This window comes from Synechococcus sp. RS9909 (assembly GCF_014279595.1).
In the GTDB taxonomy this organism is placed as follows: Bacteria; Cyanobacteriota; Cyanobacteriia; order PCC-6307; family Cyanobiaceae; genus Synechococcus_C.
In genome coordinates this window covers 2,576,436-2,603,169 of sequence record NZ_CP047943.1, presented here as the reverse complement: position 1 = coordinate 2,603,169, position 26,734 = coordinate 2,576,436, and the positions used below count along the sequence as shown (strand labels likewise).

Sequence of the window (26,734 nt, the reverse complement as noted above, 5' to 3'; positions counted from 1 at the left end):
GGAAAACCCTGCCAATCCAGCTCCAGCAGGGTGTTTTGCTTTTCACAGGCTTGTGCAGATCGCGGCGCTGGGTGCGGAGAGGATGGCGATTTGCACAGTTTCAACAGGGTGTGGAGAAGGCGTGGTCGGTCTGGGAGGGCGGGTTGTCCCCGTTTTCCACGGCCTTGAGGCCGGGTTCATTGCGGTTGTCCGCAGCCAGTTCATCGGTTGGTTGGTGCGATCGGGCAGCAAAAAACCCCTCCGCGGAGGGGTTGAGCCTTGGCGATGAACGGTTGCGATGAACGGTGGGGAGATCGGTGATGGGCCGGATCGCTCAGAAGCCCATCACGCGGGCCACGGTGCCCAGATCCGGATCCAGGTCGGTATGGAAGGCCGCATCGTTGTTGTTGATGGCGCAGTCGGGATCCTTCAGGCCATTGCCGGTGAGCACGCAGACCACGGTCGCTCCGGCGGGAACCTCCTCCTTGCGTTTGAGCAATCCGGCCACGGAGGCGGCGCTGGCCGGTTCGCAGAACACGCCCTCCTGGCCTCCCAGCAGTTTGTAGGCCGCCACGATCTCCGCGTCGGTCACATCGAGAAAGGCGCCGTTGCTGGCGGTGCGAGCGGCGATCGCCTTCTCCCGGTTCACCGGATTGCCGATGCGGATCGCCGTGGCGATGGTGTGGGGATCCTCCACCGTGGTGTTGCTCACCAAGGGGGCAGAGCCGCTGGCCTGAAAGCCCATCATTCGCGGCAGGGTGCGGCTGCGACCGGCCTGGTGATATTCCTGAAAGCCCATCCAGTAGGCGGTGATGTTGCCGGCATTGCCCATCGGGATACAGAGCCAGTCGGGCGCATCACCCAAGGCTTCGATCACTTCGAACGCCGCGGTTTTCTGGCCTTGCAGCCGGTAGGGATTGACGGAGTTGACCAGGGTGACCGGATAGCGGTCGGAGGCCTCACGCACGATGTCGAGCGCACGATCGAAATTGCCCCGGATCGCCAGAACCTCGGCGCCATACACCAGGGCTTGCGCCAATTTTCCTTGGGCCACGTAGCCATCGGGGATCAGCACGAAGGCCCGCATGCCGGCACGGCGGGCGTAGGCGGCGGCAGCGGCCGAGGTGTTGCCGGTGCTGGCACAGATCACCGCTTCGCAGCCCGCCTCCTTGGCCTTACTGATCGCCATGGTCATGCCGCGGTCCTTGAAGGACCCCGTCGGATTGAGACCGTCGTATTTGACGAACACCTTCACGCCCCGGCCGATCCGCTCGGCGATCGATGGCACGGGAATCAGGGGGGTGGCGCCTTCGCGCAAGGTCACCACCGGTGTGGCATCACTGACCGGCAGCCAGCTCCGATAGGCCTCGATCAGGCCGGGCCAGTCCTGCATCACAGGGGTGCTGGTCAGCCGCCTGCGCAGGTTCTGGAGCAGAGACACCGGCAAAACGCATAGGGCCCCTGGAATCTATGCGGCTGGCTTGAGTGGCGTCGGCGCTTCGTTTCAGGAGTCGCCGTTCTTCAGCCCATCCAGGGGCGACTCGGAGAAGAATTTCACCAGGCCAGCGATCGATTCGGCTTTCTGCACCACCGCCATCAGGGCCGGGATGTTCACCTCCATCACCTCGGCGGGATAGGCCTCAAGAAAACGGATGGCATCGAGGCCGCCGCTGCCCATCTGCAGACCGTTGATCACACCGGCCCGGATCGCCGGAACGCTCACGGATGGAGCCGGTACCTTGAGGGGATAGATGATCGTGGCCACCCGACGGATGATCACATCACCGATGCGGGTCGACATCAGCCGACTGGTGAGCACCAGGGGAAGGTCGAGTTTCTGATTCAGGAGCTTGGCCACATCGGCCGGGTCCTGACGACCAAGTTTGAGAATGTCGGCGAGCAGCCCTCGCGCTTTGCCGGTTTCGGCCAGATAGGCGAGATCCGCCACGGAGATCGAGCGCCTGAAGGCGCCGCTCACGAAGGCCACTTCTTTGGCCGCTTGGGCCGGAACGATCAGGCTGCTAAGGCTCAACCCAAGACCAGTGGCCAGGGCCAGCAGGGCACGGCGCCGCGAGCGCTTCGGTGTGGACAAACGCATGACCTGTTCCAAGCGCCCGGAATCTAGGCAGGAACACCAGCGGCGACGCGCACGAGGCGGACAACTCCTCGTTCGGCCAGTCCCTTGGCCACACTCAGGCCCATGGTGCGAGCTCCAGGTTCACGCAGCAGACGGGGCAGGCGTCGCAGCACCAGCTCCGGGCGGAATCCCGGCAATTGCTGCAGCACGGCGACCAGTTGACGGATCGGTTCGAGATCGAGCATCTCGTCGTCGGCCGCTTGCCAGGAGGTTGATGCGATCAGGCCCGGTGGTTGCAGGCGCCGCGGCAGCTGCCGGCTGATTCGAAGCATCGTGAACCAGCCGAGGGCATCGAGGCGGTCGACCACCGCCTCCACCAATTGATTGCGCAGCATGCCCCCGTTAGGAGAGAAGAGGAAATCGAGCACCTGGTCGAGCAGGGTGTCGAGGTCCAGCTGGGCCTGACTGGCTGCGCTGGCCACCAGGTTCTCCAGGCGGGTCCAGCGGAAGGCGTCACCGTCAAACAGCATCTCCTTGAGGCTCTGGCGGAGTTGCGGATCGGGATCCTCCATCAGGCGACGGGCGAAGTAGGGGTAGGCCGCACCGAGGATTTTGAAGTCGGGATCCACGCTCAGGGCGATCCCCTCCAGGGTCACCAGGGAGCGGATGATCAGCGCGTAGTACGGCGGCACCCGGAAGGGAAAGCGATACATCACCCCCGACATGTCATCGGTGACGCTCTTGAAGTCCATCCGATTCACCCCCATCTCCAGGGCCTGACTGAACACGCTCTCGAAGGCGGGGACGATCGGTTCGAGATTCACGTCTTCGGACAGGAAGCCGAGGGTGACGAAATCCTTGGAGAGTTTGTTGAAATTGCGGTTCACCAGATGCACCACCGCCTGGATCAGGCCCGTGCGTGACTCCCGGCTCACCTCACTCATCATCCCGAAATCGAGGTAACAGAGCCTCCCGTCCTCGAGGGCCAGCAGGTTGCCCGGGTGGGGATCGGCGTGAAAGAAGCCGTGTTCCAGCAGCTGCTGCAGGCTGCAGTTCACACCCACCTCCACCATGTCGTCGGGATCGATGCCCATGGCCCGCACCGCCTCCAGGTTGGTGAGTTTCACACCGTCGATCCATTCCATCGTCAGCACCCGCCGACTGGTGGCGGCTCGATAAATCGCCGGTACGGCAATGCGGGGGTTGTTGCGGTGCAGTTCCCGGAACCGTTCAGCATTGGCAGCTTCGTTGAGATAGTCCATCTCTTCGAACACCCGTTGCCCCAGTTCATCGATCAGGGCCACAAGGTCGCTGCGAATCAGGCCGATGTTGCGGTTCAACCAGGCGGCGATGTTGCGCACGATGTAGAGATCGAGCGTGATCTGTTCCCGCAGCCCCGGCCGCTGCACCTTCACAGCCACGAGCTGACCGCCTTTCAGCACACCTCGGTGCACCTGACCCAGGGAGGCTGCAGAGATCGGCTCGCGCTCCAGCGAGTGGAAGTGTGCGTGCACGGGCGCCCCCAGATCCTCTTCGATGCAGGCCATCGCCAGGTCGCTGGAGAAGCCGGGCAGTTGGTCCTGCAGTTGCGCCAGTTCCTCGAGCAGCACAGGCGGAACGATGTCGGGCCGGGTGGAGAGTGCCTGCCCCGCTTTGATGAACGCTGGCCCGAGGTCCACCAGCAGTTCGGCGCATTCCCGCGCTCGGCGTCGGGCCCGTTCCGGCGTCCTCAGCAGGCCCAGCACCCAGTCGCTGCCGATGCCCAGCAGCAGCAGACCGATCGGCACCAGGGTCTGCCAGAGGCGTCGGATCAACCGCTGGGGGTGACCGGCGTAGATCCGGGTGATCGCTGCTGGGTCGTAGGCCATCAGGCCTGACGCTTCAATGAAATCCCCGAGTTCCTGTTCGATCACGGCCGGCCTTGCCAGTGCACCCCTTCTAAACGAGCTGGGCTGCCGCTACGGTCAACGCGACCACCGGGAGCTGCCGTGCTGACCGGGCTTCGACTGCAGAACATTGCCCTGATCGACAGTCTGGAGCTCGATTTCGAGCAGGGCTTCACCGTGCTCACCGGAGAGACCGGCGCCGGCAAGTCGATCCTGCTCGATGCGTTGGATGCCGTGCTGGGCGGGTTGCAGGGTACGGCGGCCCAGCGGTTGATTCGCCGCGATGGCGATCGGGCTGGTATCGAGGCGCGGTTCACGGTGCAGGCGGCACTCCGCGCCTGGTTGGCAGCCCATGAGCTCCCCCTCGATGACGACCAGGAGCTGGTGGTCAGCCGCGACTGGCGTCGTCAGGACGATCGGCTCAGCAGTCGCTTCCGTGTCAATGGTGTGGTGATCAATCGGCAGCAGGTGCTGTCGTTACGACCTCTGCTGATTGATCTCACGGTGCAGGGGCAGAGTCAGCAGTTGTCCAGGCCCGGTCTGCAACGGCGCTGGTTGGATCGTCTTGGCGGGCCGGAGCTGGAGGAGCTGCTGCAGCGGGTGCGTCAGCACTGGCAGCAGTGGCGGTTGTGTTCCGAGCGGCTCGAGCAGGCCCGTGCCGATCATCAGCGTCTGCAGCACGACTGGGGCGAGCGCCAGGAGCTGCTGGCGGAACTGGAGGCCGCTGCTTTGGAGGATCCGCTCGAGATTCAGGCGCTCACGGCTGAGCAGGATCGGCTGGTGCATGGCGTTCGCCTGCAGGAGGGGTTGGCCGAATTGGTGGGTCGTCTTCAGGACGGAGCGGATCAGGCCCCTTCGGCCGTGGATCACCTGGTGGCCTGTTGCCATGAACTGCAGCAGATGGTGGCCCTGGATGGCTCGCTGCAGCCCTTGGCGGAGCGTTGCCTCGATCTTGAGGCCACCGTGCGAGATCTGATCCGGGATCTGGAGACCTACGCTGCTGCTCTGGAGAGCGATCCTGGTCGGCTCCATGCCTTGCAGGATCGTCTGGCCTTGTTGAAACGGTTGGAGCGCCGCCATGGTCAGGATCTCTCCGGCCTTTGCGAGCTCCGTGATGCCCTGCGCGAACAGCTGGAACCCGGTGGAGCGGATGGGGCCGTGCAGGCGCTGGAGCTGGAGGAACATCAGGCCCGCTTGCAGCGCGATCAGAGCAACGGCGTATTGACGGAACGCCGCCATCGGGTGGCCCGTCAGCTGGAACAGGATCTGCTGGCCCATTTGCGGCCGATGGGTCTGGCGAATGTGCGGTTTCAGGTGGCGGTGCATCCCTCAGAGCCAGGCGAGGCCGGTGCTGACGCTGTGGCGTTTCTGTTTTCCGCCAATCCCGGCCAGCCCCTTGCTCCTCTGGGTGAGGTGGCATCGGGTGGGGAGATGTCGCGTTTTCTGCTTGCGCTCAAGACCTGTCTGGCAGCCGTGGATGGCTCCAGCACCCTGCTGTTTGATGAGATCGACACGGGCGTGAGTGGTCGTGTCAGCGGGGCGATGGCCGATCTGCTCCGCACCCTGTCGCGCCACCGTCAGGTGTTCTGTGTGACCCATCAACCTCTGGTGGCGGCAGCGGCGGATCATCATTTTCGGGTGAGCAAAGCGGTGGAGAACGGCGAGACCCGCTCGCGAGTGTCCCATCTGCGGGACACTCAGGCGCGTCAGCAGGAACTGGCGGAACTGGCCGGTGGCGATCTGGGTGAGGCGCGCGCTTATGCCGCCAGCCTGCTGGAACAGCGTGCAGCCTGAGCCGGATCAATCTCCGTAGACTCTGGTGCTGCCGAACGCTGCCGCATGGGGCGCCCCGCTCCCAAGCCGAAGGATCTGTCGAATGCGGCGGGCCCGATCAATCTCAGCGGTGGTTCGCTCGAGGATGTGATCCGCGTGCGTGGAGCGCGTCAGCACAACCTCAAGAACGTCGACGTCACCATTCCCCGCAACAAGCTGGTGGTGTTCACCGGCGTGAGTGGCAGCGGCAAGAGTTCCCTGGCGTTTGACACGATCTTTGCCGAGGGTCAGCGCCGTTATGTGGAGAGCCTGTCGGCCTATGCCCGTCAGTTTCTCGGTCAGGTCGACAAGCCGGATGTGGATGCGATCGAGGGGCTCTCACCGGCGATCTCGATCGATCAGAAATCCACCAGCCATAACCCCCGCTCCACCGTCGGCACGGTCACGGAGATCCAGGACTATCTGCGGCTGCTGTTCGGCCGCGCCGGTGAACCCCATTGCCCCCAATGTGATCGCCCGATCCGACCTCAGACCATCGACGAGATGGTGGATCAGATCCTCACCCTGCCGGAGGGCACCCGTTATCAGTTGCTCGCACCCGTGGTGCGCGGCAAAAAAGGCACCCACACCAAATTGATCAGTGGCCTGGCGGCCGAGGGGTTTGCCCGGGTGCGCATCAATGGTGAGGTGCGTGAGCTCGCCGACAACATCGAGCTCGATAAAAACCATTCCCACAGCATCGATGTTGTGGTGGATCGCCTGGTGGCCCGTGACGGCATTCAGGAACGTCTCACCGATTCCCTGCGCACCGCTCTCAAGCGCGGCGATGGCCTCGCCGTGGTGGAGGTGGTGCCGAAAAAGGATGAGGCGTTGCCGGAGGGGGTCGAGCGGGAACGGTTGTATTCCGAGAATTTCGCCTGCCCCGAACATGGCGCTGTGTTCGAGGAACTGTCACCTCGCCTTTTTTCCTTCAACAGCCCTTACGGAGCTTGTGAGGACTGCCATGGCATCGGCCATCTGCGCAAGTTCACGCCTGAACGGGTGGTGCCCGACCCCTCGCTTCCGGTGTATGCCGCCGTTGCCCCCTGGGCGGAGAAGGACAACAGCTACTACTTTTCCCTGCTCTATTCGGTAGGCGAGGCCTTCGGCTTTGAGATCAAAACCCCCTGGAACCAGCTCACTGATGACCAGCGGGATGTGTTGCTCAACGGCAGCCGTGAGCCGATCCTGATCCAGGCCGACAGTCGCTATCGCAAGAGCGCCGGTTATCAGCGGCCGTTTGAAGGCATCCTGCCGATTCTTGAGCGTCAACTGCGCGATGCCAGTGGTGAATCGCAGCGCCAGAAACTGGAGAAGTTTCTTGAGCTCGTCCCCTGCGCCACCTGTGCCGGGCAGCGGCTCCGCCCGGAAGCGCTGGCGGTGCGCGTGGGTCCGTTTCGGATCACGGAACTGACCGCCGTGAGCGTGGGGCAGACCCTGGAGCGGATCGAGCGTCTGATGGGCGTGGGTGCTGCGGAGGGGGCGGAGCCCCTGCTGACGTCGCGCCAGATTCAGATCGGTGATCTCGTGCTGCGGGAGATCCGCATGCGTCTGAGGTTCCTCCTTGATGTGGGGCTCGACTACCTGAGCCTGGATCGACCGGCGATGACCCTGTCCGGCGGTGAAGCGCAGCGCATTCGCCTGGCCACGCAGATCGGTGCCGGACTCACCGGTGTGCTGTATGTGCTCGATGAACCGAGCATCGGCCTCCACCAGCGCGACAACGATCGTCTGCTCGCCACCCTGGAGCGGCTGCGGGATCTGGGGAACACCCTGGTGGTGGTGGAACACGATGAAGACACCATCCGCGCGGCCGACCATCTGGTGGACATCGGCCCCGGAGCCGGCGTGCATGGCGGCCACATCGTGGCGGAGGGGTCGCTCGACGATCTGCTGACCGCGGAGCAGTCCCTCACGGGCGCCTATCTCAGTGGTCGCCGTTCCATTCCCACGCCGCCGGAGCGGCGCAACGCCGGCAGTCGCAGTCTCAAACTGCTCGATTGCGCCCGCAACAACCTTAAGAATCTGAGCGTGGAGTTTCCGCTGGGGCGGCTGGTGTCGGTCACCGGGGTCAGCGGCAGCGGCAAGAGCACCCTGGTGAACGAGTTGCTCCATCCCGCCCTGGAACATGGCCTCGGCCACAAGGTGCCGTTCCCGGCCGGTCTCGCCGAGCTGCGGGGTCTGAAGTCGATCGACAAGGTGATCGTGATCGACCAGTCACCGATCGGTCGCACGCCCCGTTCCAATCCCGCCACCTACACCGGCGCTTTTGATCCGATCCGTCAGGTGTTTGCCGCCACCGTGGAAGCCAAGGCGCGGGGGTACCAGGTGGGTCAGTTCAGTTTCAACGTCAAGGGAGGCCGTTGTGAGGCCTGCCGCGGTCAGGGCGTGAACGTGATCGAGATGAATTTCCTTCCCGATGTGTATGTGCAGTGTGATGTCTGCAAGGGCGCCCGTTTCAATCGGGAGACGCTTCAGGTGACCTACAAGGGTCACACCATCGCCGACGTGCTTGAGATGACCGTCGAGCAGGCGGCTGATGTGTTCTCAGCGATTCCCCAGGCGGCGGATCGGCTGCGCACGCTGGTGGATGTGGGCCTGGGCTACGTGAAGCTGGGGCAGCCGGCTCCCACCCTCTCCGGCGGCGAAGCGCAGCGGGTGAAGCTGGCCACGGAGTTGTCACGCCGGGCCACCGGAAAAACGCTCTATCTGATCGATGAACCCACCACGGGCCTCAGTTTTTATGACGTGCACAAGCTGATGGATGTGATGCAGCGCTTGGTTGATAAGGGCAATTCGATCATCTGCATTGAGCACAATCTCGATGTGATCCGTTGTTCCGACTGGATCATTGATCTGGGTCCGGAAGGGGGCGACAAGGGCGGGCAGATCGTCGCCACCGGCACGCCGGAAGAGGTGGCGGCACATCCCACGTCTCACACGGGGCGCTATCTACGCAAGGTGCTTGAGCAGCACCCCGCCCCGCAGCTCGCCGCCGCCTGATCTATTTCGCATGACCATCCCTTTGCCGCAGCGGCTCGTTGCTGCAGCCGTTGCCTTCGGCAGTGCCTGGTGGATCCCAGGCCTCACCGCCACTCCCGCTGCAGCGGTGCAGCAGCTGGATCTGCGTCTGCCGGTGATGGAGATGACCATCCAGCTGGAGATCGGTGCATCGCGCACGGCCGCCGATTTGATTCGCGCCAATGCCGACCTTCAGGAGCTCGACCAGGCCGGTGATGGTGCGGTGCAGCGCCTGCTTGAGCAGTTGCTCACAGCTCCATTACCTGATCAGATCACCGGGGTGGTTCAGCAGTCGTTGGGTCAGCCTTTGTTCGAACAGGCCTTGCTGGCCGCTTCCGAACTGGTGGAGGTGGAGGGCCTGCCGCTCGAGGGGCGCGGGCCCGTGATTGCGGCAGCGCTGGATGCGGCCTACCGCGCCGGTGAACCCCACCTTCTCGGCTTGTTGCGCCAGGTTCCCGGGGAGCGCATCACGCTCAATCTCCAGGCGCTTGCGGCCTATGCCCAGCGGCTCCAGAACAATCAGGATGAGGCCAGGCGCCTGTTGCGTCAGGCCACTGCCGCCACGCCCGCGTCGGCATCGATCGGCAGCCTCGACCCATCGGCTTGGCGGCGGCAGGAGCTGACGCTGCCTGTGTCGCATCGGTCTGAGCCCCTCACCCTGATCACCTATCAGCCCCAGCGTTCCGCCAATGGGCGTCTGGTGGTGATCTCCCATGGCCTCTGGGACGATCCCGCCAGCTTTGAGGGTTGGGCTCGCCTGCTGGTGATGAACGGTTACACCGTGGTGCTGCCCAGACATCCGGGCAGTGATTCCGCTCAGCAAAAGGCGATGTTGATGGGTGATCAGCCGCCGCCGGGACCGGAAGAAATGCGTTGGCGTCCGTTGGATGTGAGCGCGGTGCTGGATGGTGTGGCAGCTGGCCGACTGTTGCCAGGCTCCGGGGTGACCCCATCCCAGGTGGCGGTTGTGGGCCATTCCTGGGGTGCCACAGCGGCTCTGCAGCTGGGTGGACTGAACACCACGAGCAGCACATTGAAAGCCCGCTGCAACGACCCCGCCGATCCCGAGCGGAATCTCAGTTGGGTGTTGCAGTGCAGTTGGCTCGAGGGTTCGGATCAGGGATCGCTTGCCGATCCGCGTGTGCAGGCTGTGGTGGCGGTGAGCCCACCGCTGAAGCTGTTGTTCGATCAGAGCCGTGTTGGTGAAGCCCAGGCCCGCACCCTGATCGTCAGCGGCACCAGCGATTGGGTTGTTCCTCCGGATCCCGAAGCGGTGAGCCCGCTGCGCCAGGCCGGGATTGGCCCCTTGGGCCATCGCCTTGTGCTGGTGGAGGGTGGAGATCACTTCAACCTGCGCGCCCCAGCCGCTGCAGCCTCTCCCGCCGTACTCGGACCCCTGATTCTGGCCTGGGTGAATCAACAGCTGGCTGTTCCTGCCGCCATCACCTTTCAGGGCGGTGGCTGGGGCAACCCTGAGCATGCCCTGGTGGATGTGACCCCCTCGTTGTCGACACCCCGTTAAGACAGGACCCCCGGGCGAATCAAGCCCTCAATCGTTTGTAGTTCCACATGAAGGGCACGGAGTGTTGGCATGCAGGATGCGTGAAAACATCAGTGTTGGTCTGGTTTTTCGGCTGAAATTGTCGACCGCTCACTTCAGATCTCAGAATCTTTTCATCTTTGTCGATGGATGGTTCCCCTAACAGTTGATCCAGGCAGTCGATCGATTGCTGCGATGTGTGATCGGGTTGGGTGATGGGGTTCAAGCTGCTGCATCTGCATCTGCACGGTCTGTTCCGGTCCCATGAGCTTGAACTCGGGCGCGATGCCGACACCGGTGGCCAGACCCTCTACGTGCTCGAGTTGGCTCGAGGACTGGCCGCCCGTCCGGAGGTGGAGCAGGTGGAGGTGGTGACCCGCCTGATCCAGGACCGACGCGTGTCGAGCGATTACGCCCAGCCCCAGGAGACCATCGCCCCCGGCGCCACGATCCTTCGCCTCCCCTTCGGACCGCGTCGTTATCTGCGCAAGGAACAGCTCTGGCCCTATCTCGACGAGCTGGCCGATCAGCTGGTGGCTCGCCTGCAGCAGCCCCAGCATCGCCCCGACTGGATCCATGCCCATTACGCCGACGCCGGGTATGTCGGTGCCCTGGTGAGTCGCCGGCTGGGCATTCCGTTGGTGTTCACGGGCCACTCTCTCGGTCGTGAGAAGTTGCGTCGGTTGTTGGCTGCCGGTGGGGATCACAAGCAGATCGAGCAGTCGTTTTCGATCAGCCGCCGCATCGATGCGGAGGAATTGGCTCTGGCCCATGCCGATCTGGTGATCACCAGCACCCGGCAGGAGGCCCAGGAGCAGTATTGCCGCTACGGACGCTTCCGGGCCGATCAGGCGGAGGTGGTGCCGCCAGGTGTGGATGCCAGTCGTTTCCATCCCCGCTCCACTCCTGCTGAATCCGAGGCTGTGGACGGGTTGCTGGATCCTTTTCTCAGGGATCCGTCTCTGCCGCCGCTGCTGGCGATTTCCCGGGCGGTGCGACGCAAGAACATCCCCGCCCTGGTGGAAGCTTTCGGTCGTTCCTCGCTCCTGCGTCAACGCCACAACCTGGTGTTGGTGCTCGGCTGTCGTGAGGATCCGCGCCAGCTGGAGAAACAGCAGCGGGAGGTGTTTCAGCAGGTGTTCGACCTGGTGGATCGCTACGACCTCTACGGTCAGGTGGCCTATCCGAAACAGCACCGGCGCGCGCAGATTCCCGCTATTTATCGCTGGGCCGCCCAGCGGCGCGGTCTGTTCGTGAACCCGGCGCTCACCGAACCCTTCGGGCTCACCCTGCTGGAGGCCGCGGCCTGCGGCATGCCGATGGTGGCCACCGATGACGGTGGGCCCCGCGACATCCTGGCGCGTTGCGACAACGGTCTGCTCGTGGATGTGACCGATCTGGAGGCGCTTCAGGACGGTCTGGAGCGGGCCGGATCCGATCCCGAGCGCTGGCGGCGTTGGCGTGACAACGGCATTGAGGCGGTCAGCCGCCACTTCAGTTGGGATGCCCATGTCTGCCATTACCTCGCCCTGATGCAGCGCCGCATCGAGCGAGCGCAGTCGCTATCCAGCTCCCAGCCGCGTTCGCTGCTGCTGGAGCCACGGCCGCTGGCCGATCGCCTCTTGCTCCTCGACCTCGACAGCAGCCTGGAGCAACCGGAGACCGAGGCGCTCCAGGCCCTGCGTCAGCAACTCAACGCACCGCTGGGTTCCGCCAAGTCATCAGCCGGCAGTCTGGGCGTCCTGACCGGACGCTCCCTGGCGGCGGCCCGTCAGCGTTTCGCTGAACTTCACTTGCCCCAGCCGGCTGTCTGGATCACCAGGGCTGGCACGGAAATCGTCTATGCCGACCAGCAGGATCCCGACCCGCTCTGGTCGGAGCGGATCTGGGTGGATTGGCAGCGTCAGGACGTGGAGCGAGCCCTGGCTGATCTCAGCGCCCATCTGGAACGCCAGGATCCCGCCGAGCAGGGTCCGTTCAAGCTCAGTTTTCTACTGCGGCAATCAGGCGAAGCGATCCTGCCCCTGGTGCGTCAAAGGTTGCGGCAGCGGCGACTCGCCGCCCGTCCCCATCTGCGTTGCCACTGGTTTCTCGATGTGTTGCCGCTGCGGGCCTCCCGCAGTGAGGCCATCCGATTTCTCTCCCTGCGCTGGCAGCTTCCACTCGAGCGGATTCTTGTGGTGGCCAGCCAGCAGGGGGACGGGGAACTGGTGCGCGGCCTTCCTGCCACGGTGGTTCTCGCCGACCACGATCCCAGCCTGGAGTGTTTCCGTCAGCAGCAGCGGGTGTTCTTCGCCAGCCGTTCGCGCCTGTCCGGCCTGCTGGAGGGATTGCAGCACTACCGCTTTCTATCGCGCCGTTAGGCCTCGAGCACCTGGATGCGAGCGGCGGCCTGATCGGCTCGGCGGCGGGCCGTGTCCAGATCGTGACCCTGCGCCAGGGCCACACCCATGCGCCGGCCCGGCCTTGCACTGGGCTTTCCGAACAGCAACACCTTCGTGTCCTCGAGCTGGAGGGCAGCGTGCAGACCGGCATACCGCACCGTGCTCAGATGTTGGTCGGCCAGGATCACCCGGCTGGCGGAGGGCTGGCGGCAGCGGATCGCCGGGATCGGCAGGCCGAGCACGGCCCGGAGGTGCAGGTCGAATTCGCTCAGGTTCTGACTGATCAGGGTGACCAGTCCGGTGTCATGGGGTCGGGGTGAGAGCTCCGAGAAGATCACTGCGTCGCCGCACAGGAAGAATTCCACACCGAACAATCCGGCGCCCCCGAGGTTGTCGGTGATGGCCCGTGCCATGGCCTGGGCCTGCTCCAGTTGCGCATTGGAGAGGGCGGCGGGTTGCCAGCTGCACTGGTAGTCACCGCCGCTCTGTTCATGACCGATCGGTGGGCAGAACAGGGTGGTGCCATCCAGTTGGCGGATGGTGAGCAGGGTGATTTCCAGATCAAAGCGCAGGAATTCCTCCACGATCACCCGGTCACCACTGCCGCGGGCTCCGGACACGGCCGTCTGCCAGGCCGCGGCGAGGTCAGACGCAGCCTGCACCACGCTCTGCCCTTTGCCGGAGGAGCTCATCACCGGCTTCACCACCACAGGCCAGCCGAGAGGTGCTGCAACCTCCTGCAGTTCTTTCAGGTTGGAGGCATAGGCGAAGCGGGCTGTGCGCAGGCCGAGGCTGCCGGCGGCCAGGTCCCGAATCCGGTCGCGATTCATGGTCACGGCCGTCGCCCGGGCGGTGGGGATGACCCGGATGCCTTCGGATTCCAGAGCGGCGAGCGCATCCACCGCCAGGGCTTCGATTTCCGGGATCACCACATCGGGCTGGTGTCGTCGCACCACGGCCTGCAAAGCTTCCGCATCGGTCATGGTGAACACCTCCGCCTGATCGGCCACCTGCATGGCCGGTGCTTCGGCGTAGCGGTCGCAGGCGATCACCCGACAGCCCAGCCGCTGGGCTTCAATCGCCACCTCTTTTCCCAGTTCGCCGCTGCCCAGCAGCAGCACCGTTTTCGGAAACAGGGTCATGGTTGTGGGCAGGGCAGCATGGGGTGATCTTCGCGCTCTGCCGGGTATGCCCTTCGTTCTTGCCTTGTCCACGGCCGGGGATGCGGCGGATGGACTGCTCTTCGGTTGGGAGATCGCCAGCTTGCAGAAGTGGGCCCTGATTTATCTGGGCGTGTCTTCCCTCGCCTTTGTGATCGTGTGGATCGTGGGGGCCCTCAGGACCAGGCCATGAACGCTGAGGGGGTGATCAGGGTTTCGACCAGCTGTTGCAGGCGGGATCCGACGTAGCCGGGGATTCTGCGCAGCAGCCTCAGGATCCAGAGCCAGCGGTCCTGTCCTTTCGGCAGGGTGGTGGCCTGGTTCTGCAGCGCTGCCGGCAGTGGCGTCAGCGGGCTTGTGCGGGGTGCGTTCCGGCGCTGTCGCCAGCGGCGGATCAGCACCAGTGCGCCCACACCCGCCACGACGGGGGCTGAGATTCCGAGCAGTGACGCCAATTCCAGTTCGAGCATGATCCTCAGAGCAACAACGACCCCAGCCCCATCACTCCGTAGAGAGCAACAAGCTGAACCCCTTCATACCAGTCGAGTTCGTTGTTTTCAGTAATCCAATGCACGGCCAACACCGTGATGGTGGTGCAACCGAGAGCGACCAGGGGGATGCTCAGGTGCAAAAAGCGACCCATCGGCCATCCCAGCAACACCAGCACCGGCAGCACGAACATCAGCAACTGGCCGCTGGATTCCAGGGTGCTGGTCACGGCCAGATCCATGCGGCCGCGGGAGGCGGCGCTGATGGCGATCACACCTTCGGCGGTGCAGCCGAACAGGGGCAGCAGAAACAGACCGATGAACAATTCGCTGAGATGGCTCCCCTGCACCAGGGTTTCCAGGGCATTCACCAGGGGCTCGGAAACCAGCACCACCAGCACACTCACCACGGCCATGGCCGCGAGGATCGCGGGCAGACGGGGCAGATGGCTCCGATCCTTCTCGGCTGCTTCAACCCCATCCGCTTGCAGGATGTCATCCGTCTCAGCCTTGAAGAAGGTGCGATGGGTGCCGAGCTGGAGCAGGAAGGACAGCAGGTAGTAGCCCAGGATCAGCAGCGCCACGATCAGGGAATAGACGGCAAAGCGGTCGAGGGCGTTGGTGCCCGCCATCGGTTGGATGCCTCCTCCGATGCCGAAGACGGTGGGCACCGCCAGGAAGAGCAGGCTGAGCAGCAGTTGGCGCGCCTGCAGATTGGTGCTGTGTGGCCTGATCTTCACCTTTTTCTGGCGACGACCGGCCCAGATGGTGCTGACTCCCAGCACCAGCAGGCAATTGGTGATCACGGCGCCGGCCACCGACACCACCACCAGGCTGTAGAGCCCGCTGCCCAGGGCGGTGATCGAGATCACCAGCTCCACCAGGTTGCTGAGGCCCACACTCACCACACCGCTGTAGCGGTCACCCAGGTGTTCACTCAGCGCATCCACCAGGATCGAAATCACCCGGGCCAGTGGCACCAGGGCCAGGCCGAAGCCAAGAAAGCGCACCGCTTCCATCCCGGCGCCTTCCGGCTGCAGAGGAGCGGTCAGCGCCAGGAGGAGTGCTGGCAGCAGCAGCAGCGACCACCGCTTCAGGCCGTGATGGCGCAGGAGTGTCGCGGTGTCGCGCAGGGTGCGGTGCATCAGCCCCGGGTCATGGGTCGAGATCGTTGATCAGGGTGAGTTGCCGTTCAGGTGAGGCTTCGTTGATGAACCCCCAGGCGGCGAACACCTCCGGATCGCCATGGGTGATCCGCGGTTGACCGTGTTGATGCTCGAGGCTGAAGCCCTCGGCAGCCATCCGTCGCATCAGGCTGGCCGCCTCTTCAAACCGTGCCGCCATCGCTTCCAGACTGGCGCAGTCACTGGTCAGACCGGCTTCCTTCCAGGTGAAGTAGTGCATGGTGGTGCAGTCAGGTGGGGCGAAGAGCCAGACCGATCAGCACCAGAGCGGCAGTGATCAGCCAGAAGCGGCGCACCACAGTTTGTTCGCTCCAACCGCTGAGCTCAAAATGATGGTGCAGGGGGGCCATCCGGAACAGGCGTTGGCCGACCCCATCGGCTCCTTTGGTGGCTTTGAACACCCACACCTGGAGAATCACCGACAGCGATTCCGCCAGGAACACGCCCCCCATCAGCAGCAGAGGCCAGAGGCTGTTGCTGAGGAGTGCCACGGCGCTGAGACAGGCTCCCATCGCCAGCGATCCGGTGTCGCCCATGAACAGGCGGGCCGGATTGCGGTTGTGGGCCAGAAAGCCGAGCCAGGCTCCTGCCATCGCCATGCAGAAGCCAGCCAGGGCCGGATCACCGCTGTTGCCTCGCAGCATCAGCTGCAGGGCCAGGCCTGTGAACACAAGAGCACCGCAGCCGGAGGCCAGACCATCGAGACCATCGGTGAGGTTCGTGGCATTGCTTTCCGCCAGGAAGACAAACAGGGCCAGGGGCCAGATCAACCAGGCCAGCGGCAGGGTGAGGTTCCAAGGCAGGGCGATGCTGCTGCTGATCCAGCCCTGCCAGGCGGCGACCGCCAGGAACAGGGCCGCGATCAGTGCTTGGAGGAGCAGTTTTCCCCGTGCCGTCAGCCCCTTGTTGGTCTGCCTGGTGAGGCTGCGCCAGTCATCGATGCCGCCGATCACCATGGAAGCCAGGGTCACGGCCGCAACAGCAAGCAGGCGGTTGGCATTGTCTTGCCCCACGGCGCTGAGGGAGCCGATGATCACGCCCACCGGCACCACGAGCAACCCACCCATCGTGGGCGTGCCCCCCTTGCGCAGATGGGCCTGGGGTCCGTCTTCCCGGATCACCTGGCCCATTTTCAAAGCACGCAACCTGGGCACCCCCCAGGCGGTGGTGCCGGCGGCGATCAGGGTCGCCACGATCAAGGGCACACTCAAGAGGCTGTTAGGGATCCAGCGATCCGCGGCGAAGGCAGCAGCGACGATCACGACCGCCAGCACCAAGGCACTGACGCGGCCTCCCACCTGGTTGGAGCGGTTCACCGATGGCGATGGCGCCGAAAGGTCGCTCACGGCAGGCAGGGCGCAGAGTCGGGCCGAGGATAGGGCGACCCAGACGCCCCGGATTCAGTCTTCCCAGTTCTCTTCGTTCTGCTCGTCGGCGGCGTTGTAGTCCTCCTTTTCGCCCATCAGTGCCGAGAGCTCTTCCTCTTCCACCGTGCTCACTTCCGGTGAGGTTGATTCCTCATCTTCCACGAGACGGCCACTGGTCTCCAGCCAGCTCAGTAGATCGGGCTCTTCCCGCAGCGGCAGCACCGGTGCCGGCTCCCGGCGCCCGTAACGGGTGAGGGCCGGGTTGATGCTGTCGAGGGCACTGCTCATCGCGGAGGACAAGTCCAATCAGTCCAATCCGCCATCATAGAAGACCGCTTTCCAGCCTTCCGTGATCGATGAATGGATGCGTCTTGGCGCTGTGTGGCTGCTGGCGCTTCTGATCAGCCTTGCGCTGCGGGTCTGGGGTGCGACCCATCCCGCCCCTGTGGCCATCGGTTGGCTCATGGTGCCGGTGCTTGTGTTCGGCCCTGCCCTTGTGCTGGCGGTCTGGTTGCTGCTGGCCCGGATCGGCCGGGATGGAGAATCAGACGATCGTGATCTGGAGTCCGGTTGATGGGGCGCGCGAAGAAGGTGGTGCTCGCCTATTCGGGTGGGGTGGATACCAGCGTCTGCATTCCCTACCTGAAGCAGGAGTGGGGCGTCGAGGAGGTGATCACCTTCGCTGCCGATCTCGGACAGGGGGATGAACTGGAGCCCATCCGGATCAAAGCGCTGGAGGCCGGGGCCAGTCAGTCGCTGGTGGGCGATCTGATCGATCCCTTCATCCGCGAGTTCGCGTTTCCGGCCATCCGTGCCAATGCGCTCTATGAAGGGTGCTATCCCCTCTCCACCGCCCTGGCCCGTCCCTTGATCGCCCGCCGACTGGTGGAGGTGGCCCGGGAGGTGGGTGCCGATGCGGTGGCCCATGGCTGCACCGGGAAGGGCAACGATCAGGTGCGGTTTGATGTGGCGATCGCCGCTCTGGCTCCCGATCTCAAGGTGCTGACTCCGGCGCGTGAGTGGGGCATGAGCCGCGAGGAAACGATCGCCTACGGCGAGCGCTGTGGCATCCCGGCACCGGTCAGTAAACAGTCGCCCTACTCGATCGATCTCAACCTGCTGGGCCGCAGCGTTGAGGCCGGTCCCCTGGAGGATCCGATGGTGGCACCGCCGGAGGAGGTGTTCGCGATGACGCGGCCGGTGGCCGACACCCCCGATGCCGCTGAGGAGATTGAGATCAGTTTTGAGGCCGGCAACCCCGTGGCCATCAATGGCCAGCGTCTCGACCCTGTGGCGCTGATCCGGGAGGCGAATCGCCTTGCCGGCCTTCATGGCATCGGCCGTCTCGACATGATCGAGAACCGGGTCGTGGGGATCAAGAGCCGCGAGATCTACGAGACCCCGGGGCTGTTGTTGCTGATCCAGGCCCATCAGGAGCTGGAAAGCCTCACCCTGGCGGCGGATGTGCTGCGCACCAAGCGCCAGCTGGAAATGCAGTGGGCGGATCTGGTGTATCAGGGGCTCTGGTTCGGACCGCTGAAAGAAGCCCTGGATGGCTTCATGGATCGCACCCAGGAGCATGTGCACGGAGTGGTGCGGCTGCGATTGCACAAGGGCTCGGCCATGGTCACCGGCCGTGCCTCCTCAACCAGCAGCCTCTACGTGCCGGCGATGGCGTCCTACGGCAGTGAGGATCAGTTCGACCATCGTGCCGCTGAGGGGTTCATCTATGTGTGGGGCCTGCCGATCCGGCTCTGGGCCGCAGCGCGTCGGCGTTGATGGCGTTCAGGCCGCGTCCTGTTGTGAGGCCGCATCCGGGCTGCGGCGGCGCCAGCGCATCGCCGCCTTGAGCAGGGGTGGCGTGGAACTGTGCAGCAGGGTCTGGGTTCTCGCCAACAGCCGATAGCGTTCCAGCAGCGGTTCCAACCGTTGCTGGAATTTGCGTTCAAATAGCTCTGGAAGTTCAGCCAGCAGGGCTTCGTAGTCGTCGAGTTGCGCCTCCAGCTCCCGCACGCGCTGCCGGAGCTGGATCACTTCAGCGCTGGAGGATGGCGCTGTGGCTTGATCGTCGCTGGTTGTGCGTTGCAGCCAGAGGGGCGCAGGGGCCTGATGGGACTGGGAGGGCTCATCCATGGCCGGACGCTATCGCCAGGCCATGGCGGGCACAATCCCTGAACCGAGACTGGATCAGGCCGGAGAAGCGGCTTCGCTCTGAGCAGCGGCGGCTTCGCTGCCGGGCATGACGCGCGGTGCAGGCAGAGGACCGTCCTGCTTGACGGTGAGGTAACGGATCACGTCTTCGCTGAGCCGCATCGCTTTTTCCAGCACGGCCACCTGTTGGCCGTCACCATTGTGGCTGAGCTGCACGTAGATGCCTTCCTTGTGCTTAGCGATCGGATAGGCCAGGCGACGCTTGCCGCGCATCTGGTTGTCGAGCACCTCAGCACCCGCTTCCGCCAGGATGTCGCGATATTTGGTCAGGTGTGACTCAACTTCTTCCTCCGGGATATCCGGACGGAGGATGTACATGGTCTCGTAATACGGCTGCAGGGTCATGGAATCCGATCCGACGAGGACTGAAGGCTCACCAGGGTGAGCGACGGATCCACCACCCTATCGCCCGGGGGGTTGACCGCTCAGTAGAGCTGCATCCGCACCGCCTGGCTCAATCCGGGCAGATCCGGTTCCCGACCGCGCACGCATTCGATCACCGCAAAGATCACCACCGCCAGCACGGCGATCATCACCGTGCTGGACAACGTGCGCAGGATCAGACCGCCCCCCAGTGGTTGCAGCAGGATCGCGAAGGCATAGCCCAGCAGCACCACGATGATGTCCACTAGCAGGGCCTGCAGGGTGTTGAAGCGGATGAAATAGGGGACGTTGGGATTGCGGACCACCGCGAGAAAGAGCAGGAAAAAGACCAGGAGATTGCCGAAGGGGATCCCCCGTTCCAGGAGCACCAGCGGCAGGGCCGGCAACGTCAGCCATTGCAACCAGGGGAATTGGCCCATCAGGTGGCTGCCGAAGGGGATCGCATCACTCCAGGGCAACAGGTAGACCAGCAGCCCGAGAAGCCGCTGCCAGACGGGGGTCGTCATCGAGGGTTGGTGGTTGGGGTGACGCTAGGCGGTCAGCCGCGATCAGCCAGGGCCGCTTCGGCGGCGTGGCGCATCACGGCAACGGGCACGTCGCTTCGCTCGGACCAGAGCCTCAGGGCTGCAGCCCCCTGTTGCACCAGCATCTCCAGTCCATCGAGCGTGCGGCAGCCATGGGCGGCCGCATCGGTGAGCAGTCGGGTCGGTCGCGGCGTGTAGATGATGTCGTACACCCAGCACTCAGGCTTCAGTCGCTGGATGTCGCCGGGGCTGAGGGGGCTGGCGAGGACAGCGTCGGGGTTGTGGGTTGAGGCCATGCCCAGCGGCGTGGTGTTCACCACCAGATCGGCCGCTTCCAGAGCCTGCTCCAGGGCCGCTTGATGGTGCCAGTCCAGGCCGGTGAGACTCGGTGCCCAGGCGCCGCAGTCCTGTTGGAATGCCGCCAAGGCGTCGGGACGCCGTCCGGCGATCTGGATCTGGTCACAACCCAGGCTGGTGATGGCGGCCACGATCGCCCTGGCGCTGCCGCCACAGCCGAGCACCAGAGCCCTGCGTCCTTGCCAGTCGGATTGGGCTTCCCGCAGCGGTGCGATGAAGCCCTCCACATCGGTGTTGGTGCCAAACCAGCCACCGTCGACGCGCGGCACCAGGGCATTGACCGCGCCGAGGCGCTGGGCCAGGGGGCTGAGCTCGGCGCAGAGGGGCACCACGCTGTGTTTGTGCGGGATGGTCACGTTGAGGCCGCGGCAGCCCACGGCGCGCAGGCCCCGCACCACGGTCTCCAGGTCGTTGGCCGGGGTGGGAAGCGCCAGAAAGATCCAGTTGAGCCCCATCGCCTCCAGGGCGGCGTTGTGCATCACCGGTGAGAGGGAGTGGTGCACCGGATCACCGAGCAGACCCACCAGGGCTGTTTGAGCGTTGGCTGTCGTTGGCTTGGCTGTCGTTGGGTTGGTCATGGGGTCAGTGTCCAGGATCGACCGGCCTGTCTGTTCGGGAACCACACCTCGCCTGCAGGGCTCACCCCTGATGAGGATGCAGAGGTTCAAGACGGACTGTTTTTAGGAGGTGGGCATCGATGGGCAAAGTTGTCGGCATTGACCTTGGAACCACGAATAGCTGCGTGGCGGTGATGGAGGGTGGCAAGCCCACCGTGATCGCCAATGCGGAAGGGTTTCGCACCACACCGTCGGTGGTGGCCTACACGAAGAACCAGGATCAGCTGGTGGGGCAGATCGCCAAACGTCAGGCGGTGATGAACCCCGACAACACCTTTTATTCCGTCAAGCGGTTCATCGGTCGTCGTGTCGATGAAGTGAATGAGGAGTCGAAGGAGGTCAGCTATTCCGTTGAGAAAGCTGGCTCCAACGTCAAGGTGAAGTGCCCGGTGCTCGACAAGCAATTCGCCCCTGAGGAGGTGAGTGCCCAGGTGCTGCGCAAGTTGGCTGAGGATGCCGGCAAATACCTGGGAGAAACCGTGACCCAGGCGGTGATCACCGTTCCCGCCTATTTCAACGATTCCCAGCGCCAGGCCACCAAGGATGCCGGCAAGATCGCCGGCCTTGAGGTGCTGCGCATCATCAACGAGCCCACCGCCGCTGCTCTCGCCTACGGCCTCGACAAGAAGAGCAATGAGCGCATCCTGGTCTTCGACCTCGGGGGCGGCACCTTCGATGTGTCCGTGCTCGAAGTGGGCGACGGCGTGTTCGAGGTGCTCTCCACCTCCGGCGACACCCACCTCGGCGGTGATGACTTCGACAAGGTGATCGTGGATCACCTGGCCGACAGCTTCAAAGCCAACGAAGGCATTGACCTGCGTCAAGACAAGCAGGCCCTGCAGCGCCTCACGGAAGCGGCCGAAAAAGCCAAGATCGAACTCTCCAGCGCCACGCAGAGCGAGATCAATCTGCCCTTCATCACCGCAACCCCTGAAGGCCCGAAGCATCTCGACCTCACCCTCACCCGCGCCAAGTTCGAGGAGCTGGCCTCCAAGCTGATCGATCGTTGCCGCGTGCCGGTGGAGCAGGCGCTCAAGGACGCCAAGCTCTCCGCTGGTGAACTCGATGAGATCGTGATGGTGGGTGGATCCACCCGGATCCCCGCCGTGCTGGAGCTGGTGAAGCGGATCACCGGCAAGGATCCCAATCAGACCGTGAACCCCGATGAGGTGGTAGCCGTGGGCGCCGCCATTCAGGGCGGTGTGCTCGCCGGTGAGGTGAAGGACATCCTGCTGCTGGATGTCACCCCCCTGTCTCTCGGTGTGGAGACCCTGGGTGGTGTGATGACCAAGATGATCCCGCGCAACACCACCGTTCCCACCAAGAAATCGGAGACCTATTCCACAGCGGTGGATGGTCAGACCAATGTGGAGATTCATGTGCTCCAGGGTGAGCGCGAGATGGCCAGCGACAACAAATCGCTCGGCACCTTCCGGCTCGATGGCATCCCCCCCGCTCCCCGTGGCGTGCCTCAGATCGAAGTGACCTTCGACATCGATGCCAACGGCATCCTGAGCGTGACCGCGAAGGACAAGGGCAGCGGCAAGGAGCAGAGCATCTCGATCACCGGCGCCTCCACACTCTCCGAACAGGAAGTGGAAAGCATGGTGAAGGATGCCGAGGCCAATGCCAGTGCCGACAAGGAGAAGCGTGAGCGGATCGACCTGAAGAATCAGGCGGAAACGCTCGTGTATCAGGCGGAGAAGCAGCTGGGCGAACTCGGTGACAAGGTGGATGCCGCGGCCAAGGCCAAGGTGGAGGAGAAGCGCACCCAGCTGAAGGAAGCCACCGAGAAGGAAGACTTCGACAGCATGAAGTCTCTGCTGGAGCAGTTGCAGCAGGAGCTCTACGCCTTGGGTGCCTCGGTGTATCAACAGGCCGGCGCTGATGGCGCTGCAGCCCCCGGCGCCGATGGCGCTGCCGGTGCCGCCGGATCCACGAGCGATGCCGGTGATGATGTGATCGATGCGGAATTCACCGAATCGAAGTGATTCATATCTGAGCGTTGGAGCGATTCAATGTCAGCATGAAGAAAGGGGGCCTAAGGGCCCCCTTTTTGATGTCAAACGAATCAGACGAATCGGCTTGAGAGGATCACTTGCTGATCTGGGCCACAGCGGCTTTCGACTTCTCCACCACGCCCGGGGGCAGGGACACATAACCCAGCTCAGGAGCCTGGCTCTGGGCCTTCTCGGAGAGCATGAAATCGAACGCTTTCTTCAGCAGCTCGGTCTTGTCGCCGTTACCTTCTTTGTAAGCCAGGATCCAGGTGAAGGTGACGATCGGATAGCCCTTGGGGGGGTTGGGGTTGCCACCGATCAGCTCAGGGCCGAGGTCGATCGAATCGAGAGCGGTGCTCTCCGTTTCGTTGGTGGGCTTCACCTGCTCTCCGGAAGCATTGGCGAGCGCAGCGGCCTGGAGCTTGTCTTTGACATAAGCCACTTCCACATAGCCCAAACCACCATCCACCTGGTTCAGCTGTGCGGAAACGCCCTCATTACCTTTGGAGCCTACGCCGACAGGCCAATTCACCGATTTGCCGGTGCCTGGCCCATTCTTCCACTCCTCGCTGATGGCTGAGAGGTGTTTCGTGAAGTTGTAGGTGGTGCCGGAACCATCGGAGCGGTGGACGATGGTGATCGCCTTGTCGTCGCAGCCGAGTTCCTTGAAGTTGGTGATCTTGCCGAGGAAGATGCCGGCGAGTTGCTCCTGGGTGAGCTTCAGTTCACAACCGGGGTTGTTGTAAGCCACAGCGATGGCACCGGCGGTCATCGGGATCTGGAGCACGCCGCGGGCCACTTTCGCCACTTCATCGGGCTTCATCGGCGCATCGGAGGCGCCGAAGTCGACCGTGCCGGCGGTGAACTGGCGGACACCGGAGCCGGAGCCGACGGATTGATAATTGACATTGACGCCTTCGGGAGCCAGCTCCTGGAACCAGCGGGTGTAGATGGCGGCGGGGAAGGACGCACCGGCGCCGCTCAGGTTGCCCTTGACCTGATCACCACCACCGCCACCACCGTCTCCGACGGAGCAGGAGGCCAGGGTCAGGGTTGCGGTCACGCCGGCAGCGGCGGTCAGCGCACGGTTGCGGAGGGTTCGACGCATGTTCTCGACAAAAAGGGGTCGGTGGAGTCAGATCCACTCCGAAACCTTATGCAGAACAAGCGAAATCGAGTTTAAGACGACGTAAGGCTCGCGCTCACAACCGTTTGGCCTGGCTGCAGGCCCATTCCGCTGTGGCCGGAGCGAGCAGCACGCCATTGCGATAGTGACCGGTCGCCACCATCAGACCGGGTTCGAGCACCTCCAGCAGCGGTGCCGGCCGGTTCAGTGGTCGCGCTCTCACACCTCGCCAGCACTGGATCACTTCAGCGGCTTGCAACCAGTCGGGGGCTTGGCCTTGCAGGGTCTGCATGGCGTGGAGCCGGGCGGGGTCCGCCGCTGCACCGGGTTCGAGCGTGGCCCCGAGCCAGAGTCGGTTGTGGTTGTGGGGCACCAGATTGAAGCCCTGGCACACGAGCACCGCTGGCCAGTCGGATCCTGGCCTGATTCCATCCGGCAGTTGCAGATCGAGCACCTGCCCCAGCACCGGTTCCATCGGCAGATCGTGGTTCAGCTGCCGCAACAGGGTCTGGCTGTCGAGAGCCGCGCAGATCAGCAGTTGCTCCACCTGCAGGCGCTCACCCGTGTCGAGCTGCAGCTGCCAGAGTCGGGTTCGGTCCGCTGTCGGTCGTTCGATTGCGCCGACCGAGGCGGCGATCTGGCGCACAGCGCATTGATCGAGTGTGTGCCGGAGCGCTCCCAGCAGGGCGAGCGGATCGATCCGACCATCCCGCTCGGACTGCAGGGCGCCGTGGTCGGCACCCGGCCAGTGCGGATGCTGACGTTTCAAGGTCTGGGGACTCAGGAAGCGCAGGCCCAGGTCAGCCCGCTCATCCGCCAGCTGTTGCTGGCGTTGACCTTCTTCGGCGCTGGTGGCCATCTGCACCAAAGGCGTCTCGAGTTGCAGCGGACTTTCGGGCTGGTTCAGCTCCTCGGCCCACTCGGGCCAGAGCTCCATGCTTCTCTGGCGCAAGCGCCAGGCCCTGCCGCTGGAACGACGGAACACCAGCCCCATCAGGATGCCCAGGGAGGCCAGTGTGCCGTTCAGACCGTTCCTGGCTGGGACAGGGCCGCCACGCTCGGGTTGGCGTGAAAGGGGCGCCTGAAGGCCGGGATCGACCAGGGTCACCTCGAATCCCTCGCGCGCCAGGCGCCAGGCACAGCCGGCACCAACGGCGCCGGCGCCGATCACAGCAATCGATGCGGTCAGCTGAGCGCCTGCGCCGGAATCACCTTGGCGTAATTGGAGAAGCCGGTGGCCACCTCCACATAGGCCTTCTGCAGTTTGGTGCCGTCCTGAAGACGGGCTGCCTCATCGAGTTCGGCCAGGGAACTCTTCAGGCTGGCGGCGAGCGCCTCAGCATTGGCGCGATCCTGGGGGAGCAGGCGCTGGTTGATGTACAGCATCTCGCGGCCCACCTCCTGCATGGGGCCATGGATCAGGTTGCGGGTGAACGTCCAGTCGCGCTGGTTCACCAGCGTGGCCAATTCCGGCAGTCGCTCCTGCGCACTCAGGAATCCCTCTGCCTGGCGGCGGATCACGGCCATGTCCTCGGGGCTGATCGTGGCGGGCTTGGCTTTGGCATTGCCGCTGCAGGCCGCGAGGCCGAAGCAGAGCACCAGACAGAGGCAGAACGCAGCGAGGCGACGCAGGGCGCTCAGCATGGGGTTCGAGACAAGGTCCGGCGACTGTAGCTGCGTTCCGCGGAGGCTTTCATCTGGATCCTGCAGGGTCAGAATCGAGGTTTCCCCACGCTCCAGCCGTGTTGTCCGCTTCGGTGATTCTTCAGCTGATCTGCCCGGATCGGCCCGCCTTGGTGAGTGAGCTGGCTGGCTGGGTGGCGGCGAACGGCGGCAACATCCGCCATGCCGATCACCACACCGACGCTGGCGCCGGCTTGTTCCTCAGCCGGATCGAATGGGGCCTGGAGGGGTTCGGGCTGCCCCGCGAGGCGATCGCCCCCTCCGCAGCGGCCCTGGCCCAACGGCTCGATGGCGAGGCCCAGCTCCATTTCTCCGATGAGCATCCCCGGGTGGCGATTCTCGCCAGCAAGCAGAGCCACTGTCTGCTGGATCTGCTCTGGCGAGCGCGTAGCGGCGAACTGCCGATGCAGGTGCCGTTGGTGATTGCCAATCACCCTGATCTCGAACCGATCTGTGCCGATTTCAACATTCCCTTTGTGTGTGTGCCTGTGGAGCGCAATCGCAAGGCGGAAGCGGAGCAGACCATGCTGCAACTGCTCCGGGAGCACGACGTGGAACTCGCGGTGCTCGCCAAATACATGCAGGTGCTGAGCGCCGATTTTCTGGAGCAGTTCCCCACCGTGATCAACATTCACCACTCCTTTCTTCCCGCCTTCAAGGGCGCGCAGCCCTATCACCGGGCCTGGGAGCGGGGCGTCAAATTGATCGGTGCCACCGCCCACTACGTGACGGAAGACCTCGACGCCGGACCGATCATCGAGCAGACGATTGCCCACGTGAGCCATCGCGATGAGGTGGAGGACCTGATCCGTAAGGGGCGCGATACGGAGCGTCTTGCTCTGGCCCGGGCGCTGCGACTGCATCTGCGTCGCCAGGTGATGGTCTACCGCGGCCGTACGGCAGTGTTTGCGTGACGGGGTTTCTGGCGGCCCAT

25 protein-coding genes are annotated in these 26,734 nt (G+C 64.1%); 9 read left to right on the top strand and 16 right to left on the bottom strand.

The window, feature by feature from the left end; all coding sequences use genetic code 11:
* Positions 1-313: 313 nt before the first annotated feature.
* The 3 genes from thrC to SynRS9909_RS13780 form a co-directional block, all read right to left on the bottom strand.
* The gene (gene thrC, locus SynRS9909_RS13790; RefSeq protein ID WP_050752594.1) at positions 314-1,372 is read right to left on the bottom strand and encodes a threonine synthase; all 1,059 of its coding nucleotides are present in this window, start codon (positions 1,370-1,372) and stop codon (positions 314-316) included.
* Positions 1,373-1,483: 111 nt separating this feature from the next.
* On the bottom strand, positions 1,484-2,077 hold the full coding sequence (locus SynRS9909_RS13785) for an alpha/beta hydrolase (RefSeq protein ID WP_007101137.1): 594 nt from the start codon (positions 2,075-2,077) through the stop codon (positions 1,484-1,486).
* 23 nt (positions 2,078-2,100) lie between these two features.
* Positions 2,101-3,924, bottom strand: coding sequence for an AarF/ABC1/UbiB kinase family protein (locus tag SynRS9909_RS13780; RefSeq protein WP_050752596.1), 1,824 nt, complete (start codon positions 3,922-3,924; stop codon positions 2,101-2,103).
* Positions 3,925-4,044: 120 nt separating this feature from the next.
* On the opposite strand from SynRS9909_RS13780, the gene recN reads away from it, so the two are divergent.
* The 4 genes from recN (at position 4,045) to SynRS9909_RS13760 (ending at position 12,678) form a co-directional block, all read left to right on the top strand.
* A complete protein-coding gene (recN, locus tag SynRS9909_RS13775; protein ID WP_007101139.1) occupies positions 4,045-5,736 on the top strand; it encodes a DNA repair protein RecN in 1,692 nt (563 codons plus the stop codon).
* Positions 5,737-5,781: 45 nt separating this feature from the next.
* Entirely contained in the window at positions 5,782-8,757 is a 2,976-nt protein-coding gene (gene uvrA / locus SynRS9909_RS13770; RefSeq protein WP_007101140.1) for an excinuclease ABC subunit UvrA, read from the top strand.
* A 10-nt stretch (positions 8,758-8,767) separates the two neighbouring features.
* Positions 8,768-10,297, top strand: a complete 1,530-nt coding sequence (locus tag SynRS9909_RS13765; RefSeq protein ID WP_007101141.1) for an alpha/beta fold hydrolase — start codon at positions 8,768-8,770, stop codon at positions 10,295-10,297.
* 233 nt (positions 10,298-10,530) lie between these two features.
* Complete coding sequence (locus SynRS9909_RS13760; RefSeq protein WP_007101142.1) at positions 10,531-12,678, top strand: HAD family hydrolase; 2,148 nt, start codon at positions 10,531-10,533, stop codon at positions 12,676-12,678.
* Here SynRS9909_RS13760 and purT read toward each other — a convergent pair.
* Positions 12,675-13,841 (bottom strand): formate-dependent phosphoribosylglycinamide formyltransferase, encoded by a 1,167-nt coding sequence (purT, locus tag SynRS9909_RS13755; protein WP_007101143.1) that lies wholly within the window; start codon positions 13,839-13,841, stop codon positions 12,675-12,677. The two genes, SynRS9909_RS13760 and purT, sit on opposite strands and share 4 nt — an antisense overlap.
* Positions 13,842-13,887: 46 nt before the next feature.
* Between purT and SynRS9909_RS13750 the strand changes: the two genes are divergently transcribed.
* Positions 13,888-14,052 carry a hypothetical protein gene (locus SynRS9909_RS13750; protein ID WP_007101144.1) on the top strand — a complete coding sequence of 55 codons (165 nt, stop codon included), beginning with the start codon at positions 13,888-13,890 and terminating at the stop codon, positions 14,050-14,052.
* On the opposite strand, the gene SynRS9909_RS13745 is transcribed toward SynRS9909_RS13750, so the two are convergent.
* From SynRS9909_RS13745 to SynRS9909_RS13725, 5 genes are read right to left on the bottom strand one after another with little or no spacing between them, the layout of a single operon-like run.
* On the bottom strand, positions 14,036-14,329 hold the full coding sequence (locus SynRS9909_RS13745; protein WP_007101145.1) for a hypothetical protein: 294 nt from the start codon (positions 14,327-14,329) through the stop codon (positions 14,036-14,038). The two genes, SynRS9909_RS13750 and SynRS9909_RS13745, sit on opposite strands and share 17 nt — an antisense overlap.
* Positions 14,330-14,334: 5 nt before the next feature.
* A complete protein-coding gene (locus tag SynRS9909_RS13740; protein WP_007101146.1) occupies positions 14,335-15,492 on the bottom strand; it encodes a calcium:proton antiporter in 1,158 nt (385 codons plus the stop codon).
* Between the two features lie 10 nt (positions 15,493-15,502).
* Entirely contained in the window at positions 15,503-15,751 is a 249-nt protein-coding gene (locus SynRS9909_RS13735; RefSeq protein ID WP_007101147.1) for a hypothetical protein, read from the bottom strand.
* 10 nt (positions 15,752-15,761) lie between these two features.
* Positions 15,762-16,877: a phospho-N-acetylmuramoyl-pentapeptide-transferase gene (gene mraY, locus SynRS9909_RS13730; RefSeq protein WP_116431298.1), complete on the bottom strand. Its 1,116-nt coding sequence runs from the start codon at positions 16,875-16,877 to the stop codon at positions 15,762-15,764.
* 54 nt (positions 16,878-16,931) lie between these two features.
* Positions 16,932-17,186, bottom strand: coding sequence for a DUF3134 domain-containing protein (locus SynRS9909_RS13725; protein WP_007101149.1), 255 nt, complete (start codon positions 17,184-17,186; stop codon positions 16,932-16,934).
* A 76-nt stretch (positions 17,187-17,262) separates the two neighbouring features.
* Between SynRS9909_RS13725 and SynRS9909_RS13720 the strand changes: the two genes are divergently transcribed.
* Both SynRS9909_RS13720 and SynRS9909_RS13715 read left to right on the top strand, forming a co-directional pair.
* The gene (locus SynRS9909_RS13720; RefSeq protein WP_116431379.1) at positions 17,263-17,472 is read left to right on the top strand and encodes a hypothetical protein; all 210 of its coding nucleotides are present in this window, start codon (positions 17,263-17,265) and stop codon (positions 17,470-17,472) included.
* Positions 17,472-18,677, top strand: a complete 1,206-nt coding sequence (locus SynRS9909_RS13715; RefSeq protein ID WP_007101151.1) for an argininosuccinate synthase — start codon at positions 17,472-17,474, stop codon at positions 18,675-18,677. The genes SynRS9909_RS13720 and SynRS9909_RS13715 overlap by 1 nt, the downstream gene beginning before the upstream one ends.
* Positions 18,678-18,683: 6 nt before the next feature.
* Here the strand turns inward: SynRS9909_RS13715 and SynRS9909_RS13710 are convergent, their stop codons facing one another.
* The 4 genes from SynRS9909_RS13710 to SynRS9909_RS13695 all read right to left on the bottom strand — a co-directional run bounded on the left by SynRS9909_RS13710 (position 18,684) and on the right by SynRS9909_RS13695 (position 20,952).
* Positions 18,684-19,031, bottom strand: a complete 348-nt coding sequence (locus SynRS9909_RS13710; RefSeq protein WP_007101152.1) for a hypothetical protein — start codon at positions 19,029-19,031, stop codon at positions 18,684-18,686.
* Between the two features lie 54 nt (positions 19,032-19,085).
* Positions 19,086-19,454, bottom strand: a complete 369-nt coding sequence (rpsF, locus tag SynRS9909_RS13705; RefSeq protein ID WP_007101153.1) for a 30S ribosomal protein S6 — start codon at positions 19,452-19,454, stop codon at positions 19,086-19,088.
* Between the two features lie 80 nt (positions 19,455-19,534).
* Positions 19,535-19,999, bottom strand: coding sequence for a Tic20 family protein (locus SynRS9909_RS13700; RefSeq protein ID WP_007101154.1), 465 nt, complete (start codon positions 19,997-19,999; stop codon positions 19,535-19,537).
* A 32-nt stretch (positions 20,000-20,031) separates the two neighbouring features.
* The gene (locus tag SynRS9909_RS13695) at positions 20,032-20,952 is read right to left on the bottom strand and encodes a shikimate dehydrogenase (protein ID WP_007101155.1); all 921 of its coding nucleotides are present in this window, start codon (positions 20,950-20,952) and stop codon (positions 20,032-20,034) included.
* 119 nt (positions 20,953-21,071) lie between these two features.
* On the opposite strand from SynRS9909_RS13695, the gene dnaK reads away from it, so the two are divergent.
* Positions 21,072-22,982 carry a molecular chaperone DnaK gene (dnaK, locus tag SynRS9909_RS13690; RefSeq protein WP_007101157.1) on the top strand — a complete coding sequence of 637 codons (1,911 nt, stop codon included), beginning with the start codon at positions 21,072-21,074 and terminating at the stop codon, positions 22,980-22,982.
* A gap of 103 nt (positions 22,983-23,085) precedes the next feature.
* On the opposite strand, the gene pstS is transcribed toward dnaK, so the two are convergent.
* The 3 genes from pstS to psbQ all read right to left on the bottom strand — a co-directional run bounded on the left by pstS (position 23,086) and on the right by psbQ (position 25,761).
* On the bottom strand, positions 23,086-24,099 hold the full coding sequence (pstS, locus tag SynRS9909_RS13685) for a phosphate ABC transporter substrate-binding protein PstS (protein WP_007101158.1): 1,014 nt from the start codon (positions 24,097-24,099) through the stop codon (positions 23,086-23,088).
* A gap of 94 nt (positions 24,100-24,193) precedes the next feature.
* Positions 24,194-25,288 (bottom strand): FAD-binding oxidoreductase, encoded by a 1,095-nt coding sequence (locus tag SynRS9909_RS13680; RefSeq protein WP_007101159.1) that lies wholly within the window; start codon positions 25,286-25,288, stop codon positions 24,194-24,196.
* Positions 25,289-25,302: 14 nt separating this feature from the next.
* Positions 25,303-25,761, bottom strand: a complete 459-nt coding sequence (gene psbQ / locus SynRS9909_RS13675) for a photosystem II protein PsbQ (protein ID WP_007101160.1) — start codon at positions 25,759-25,761, stop codon at positions 25,303-25,305.
* Positions 25,762-25,859: 98 nt separating this feature from the next.
* Here psbQ and purU point away from each other — a divergent pair, with 98 nt between their 5' ends.
* Positions 25,860-26,714, top strand: coding sequence for a formyltetrahydrofolate deformylase (gene purU / locus SynRS9909_RS13670; protein ID WP_038000999.1), 855 nt, complete (start codon positions 25,860-25,862; stop codon positions 26,712-26,714).
* Positions 26,715-26,734 lie beyond the last annotated feature (20 nt).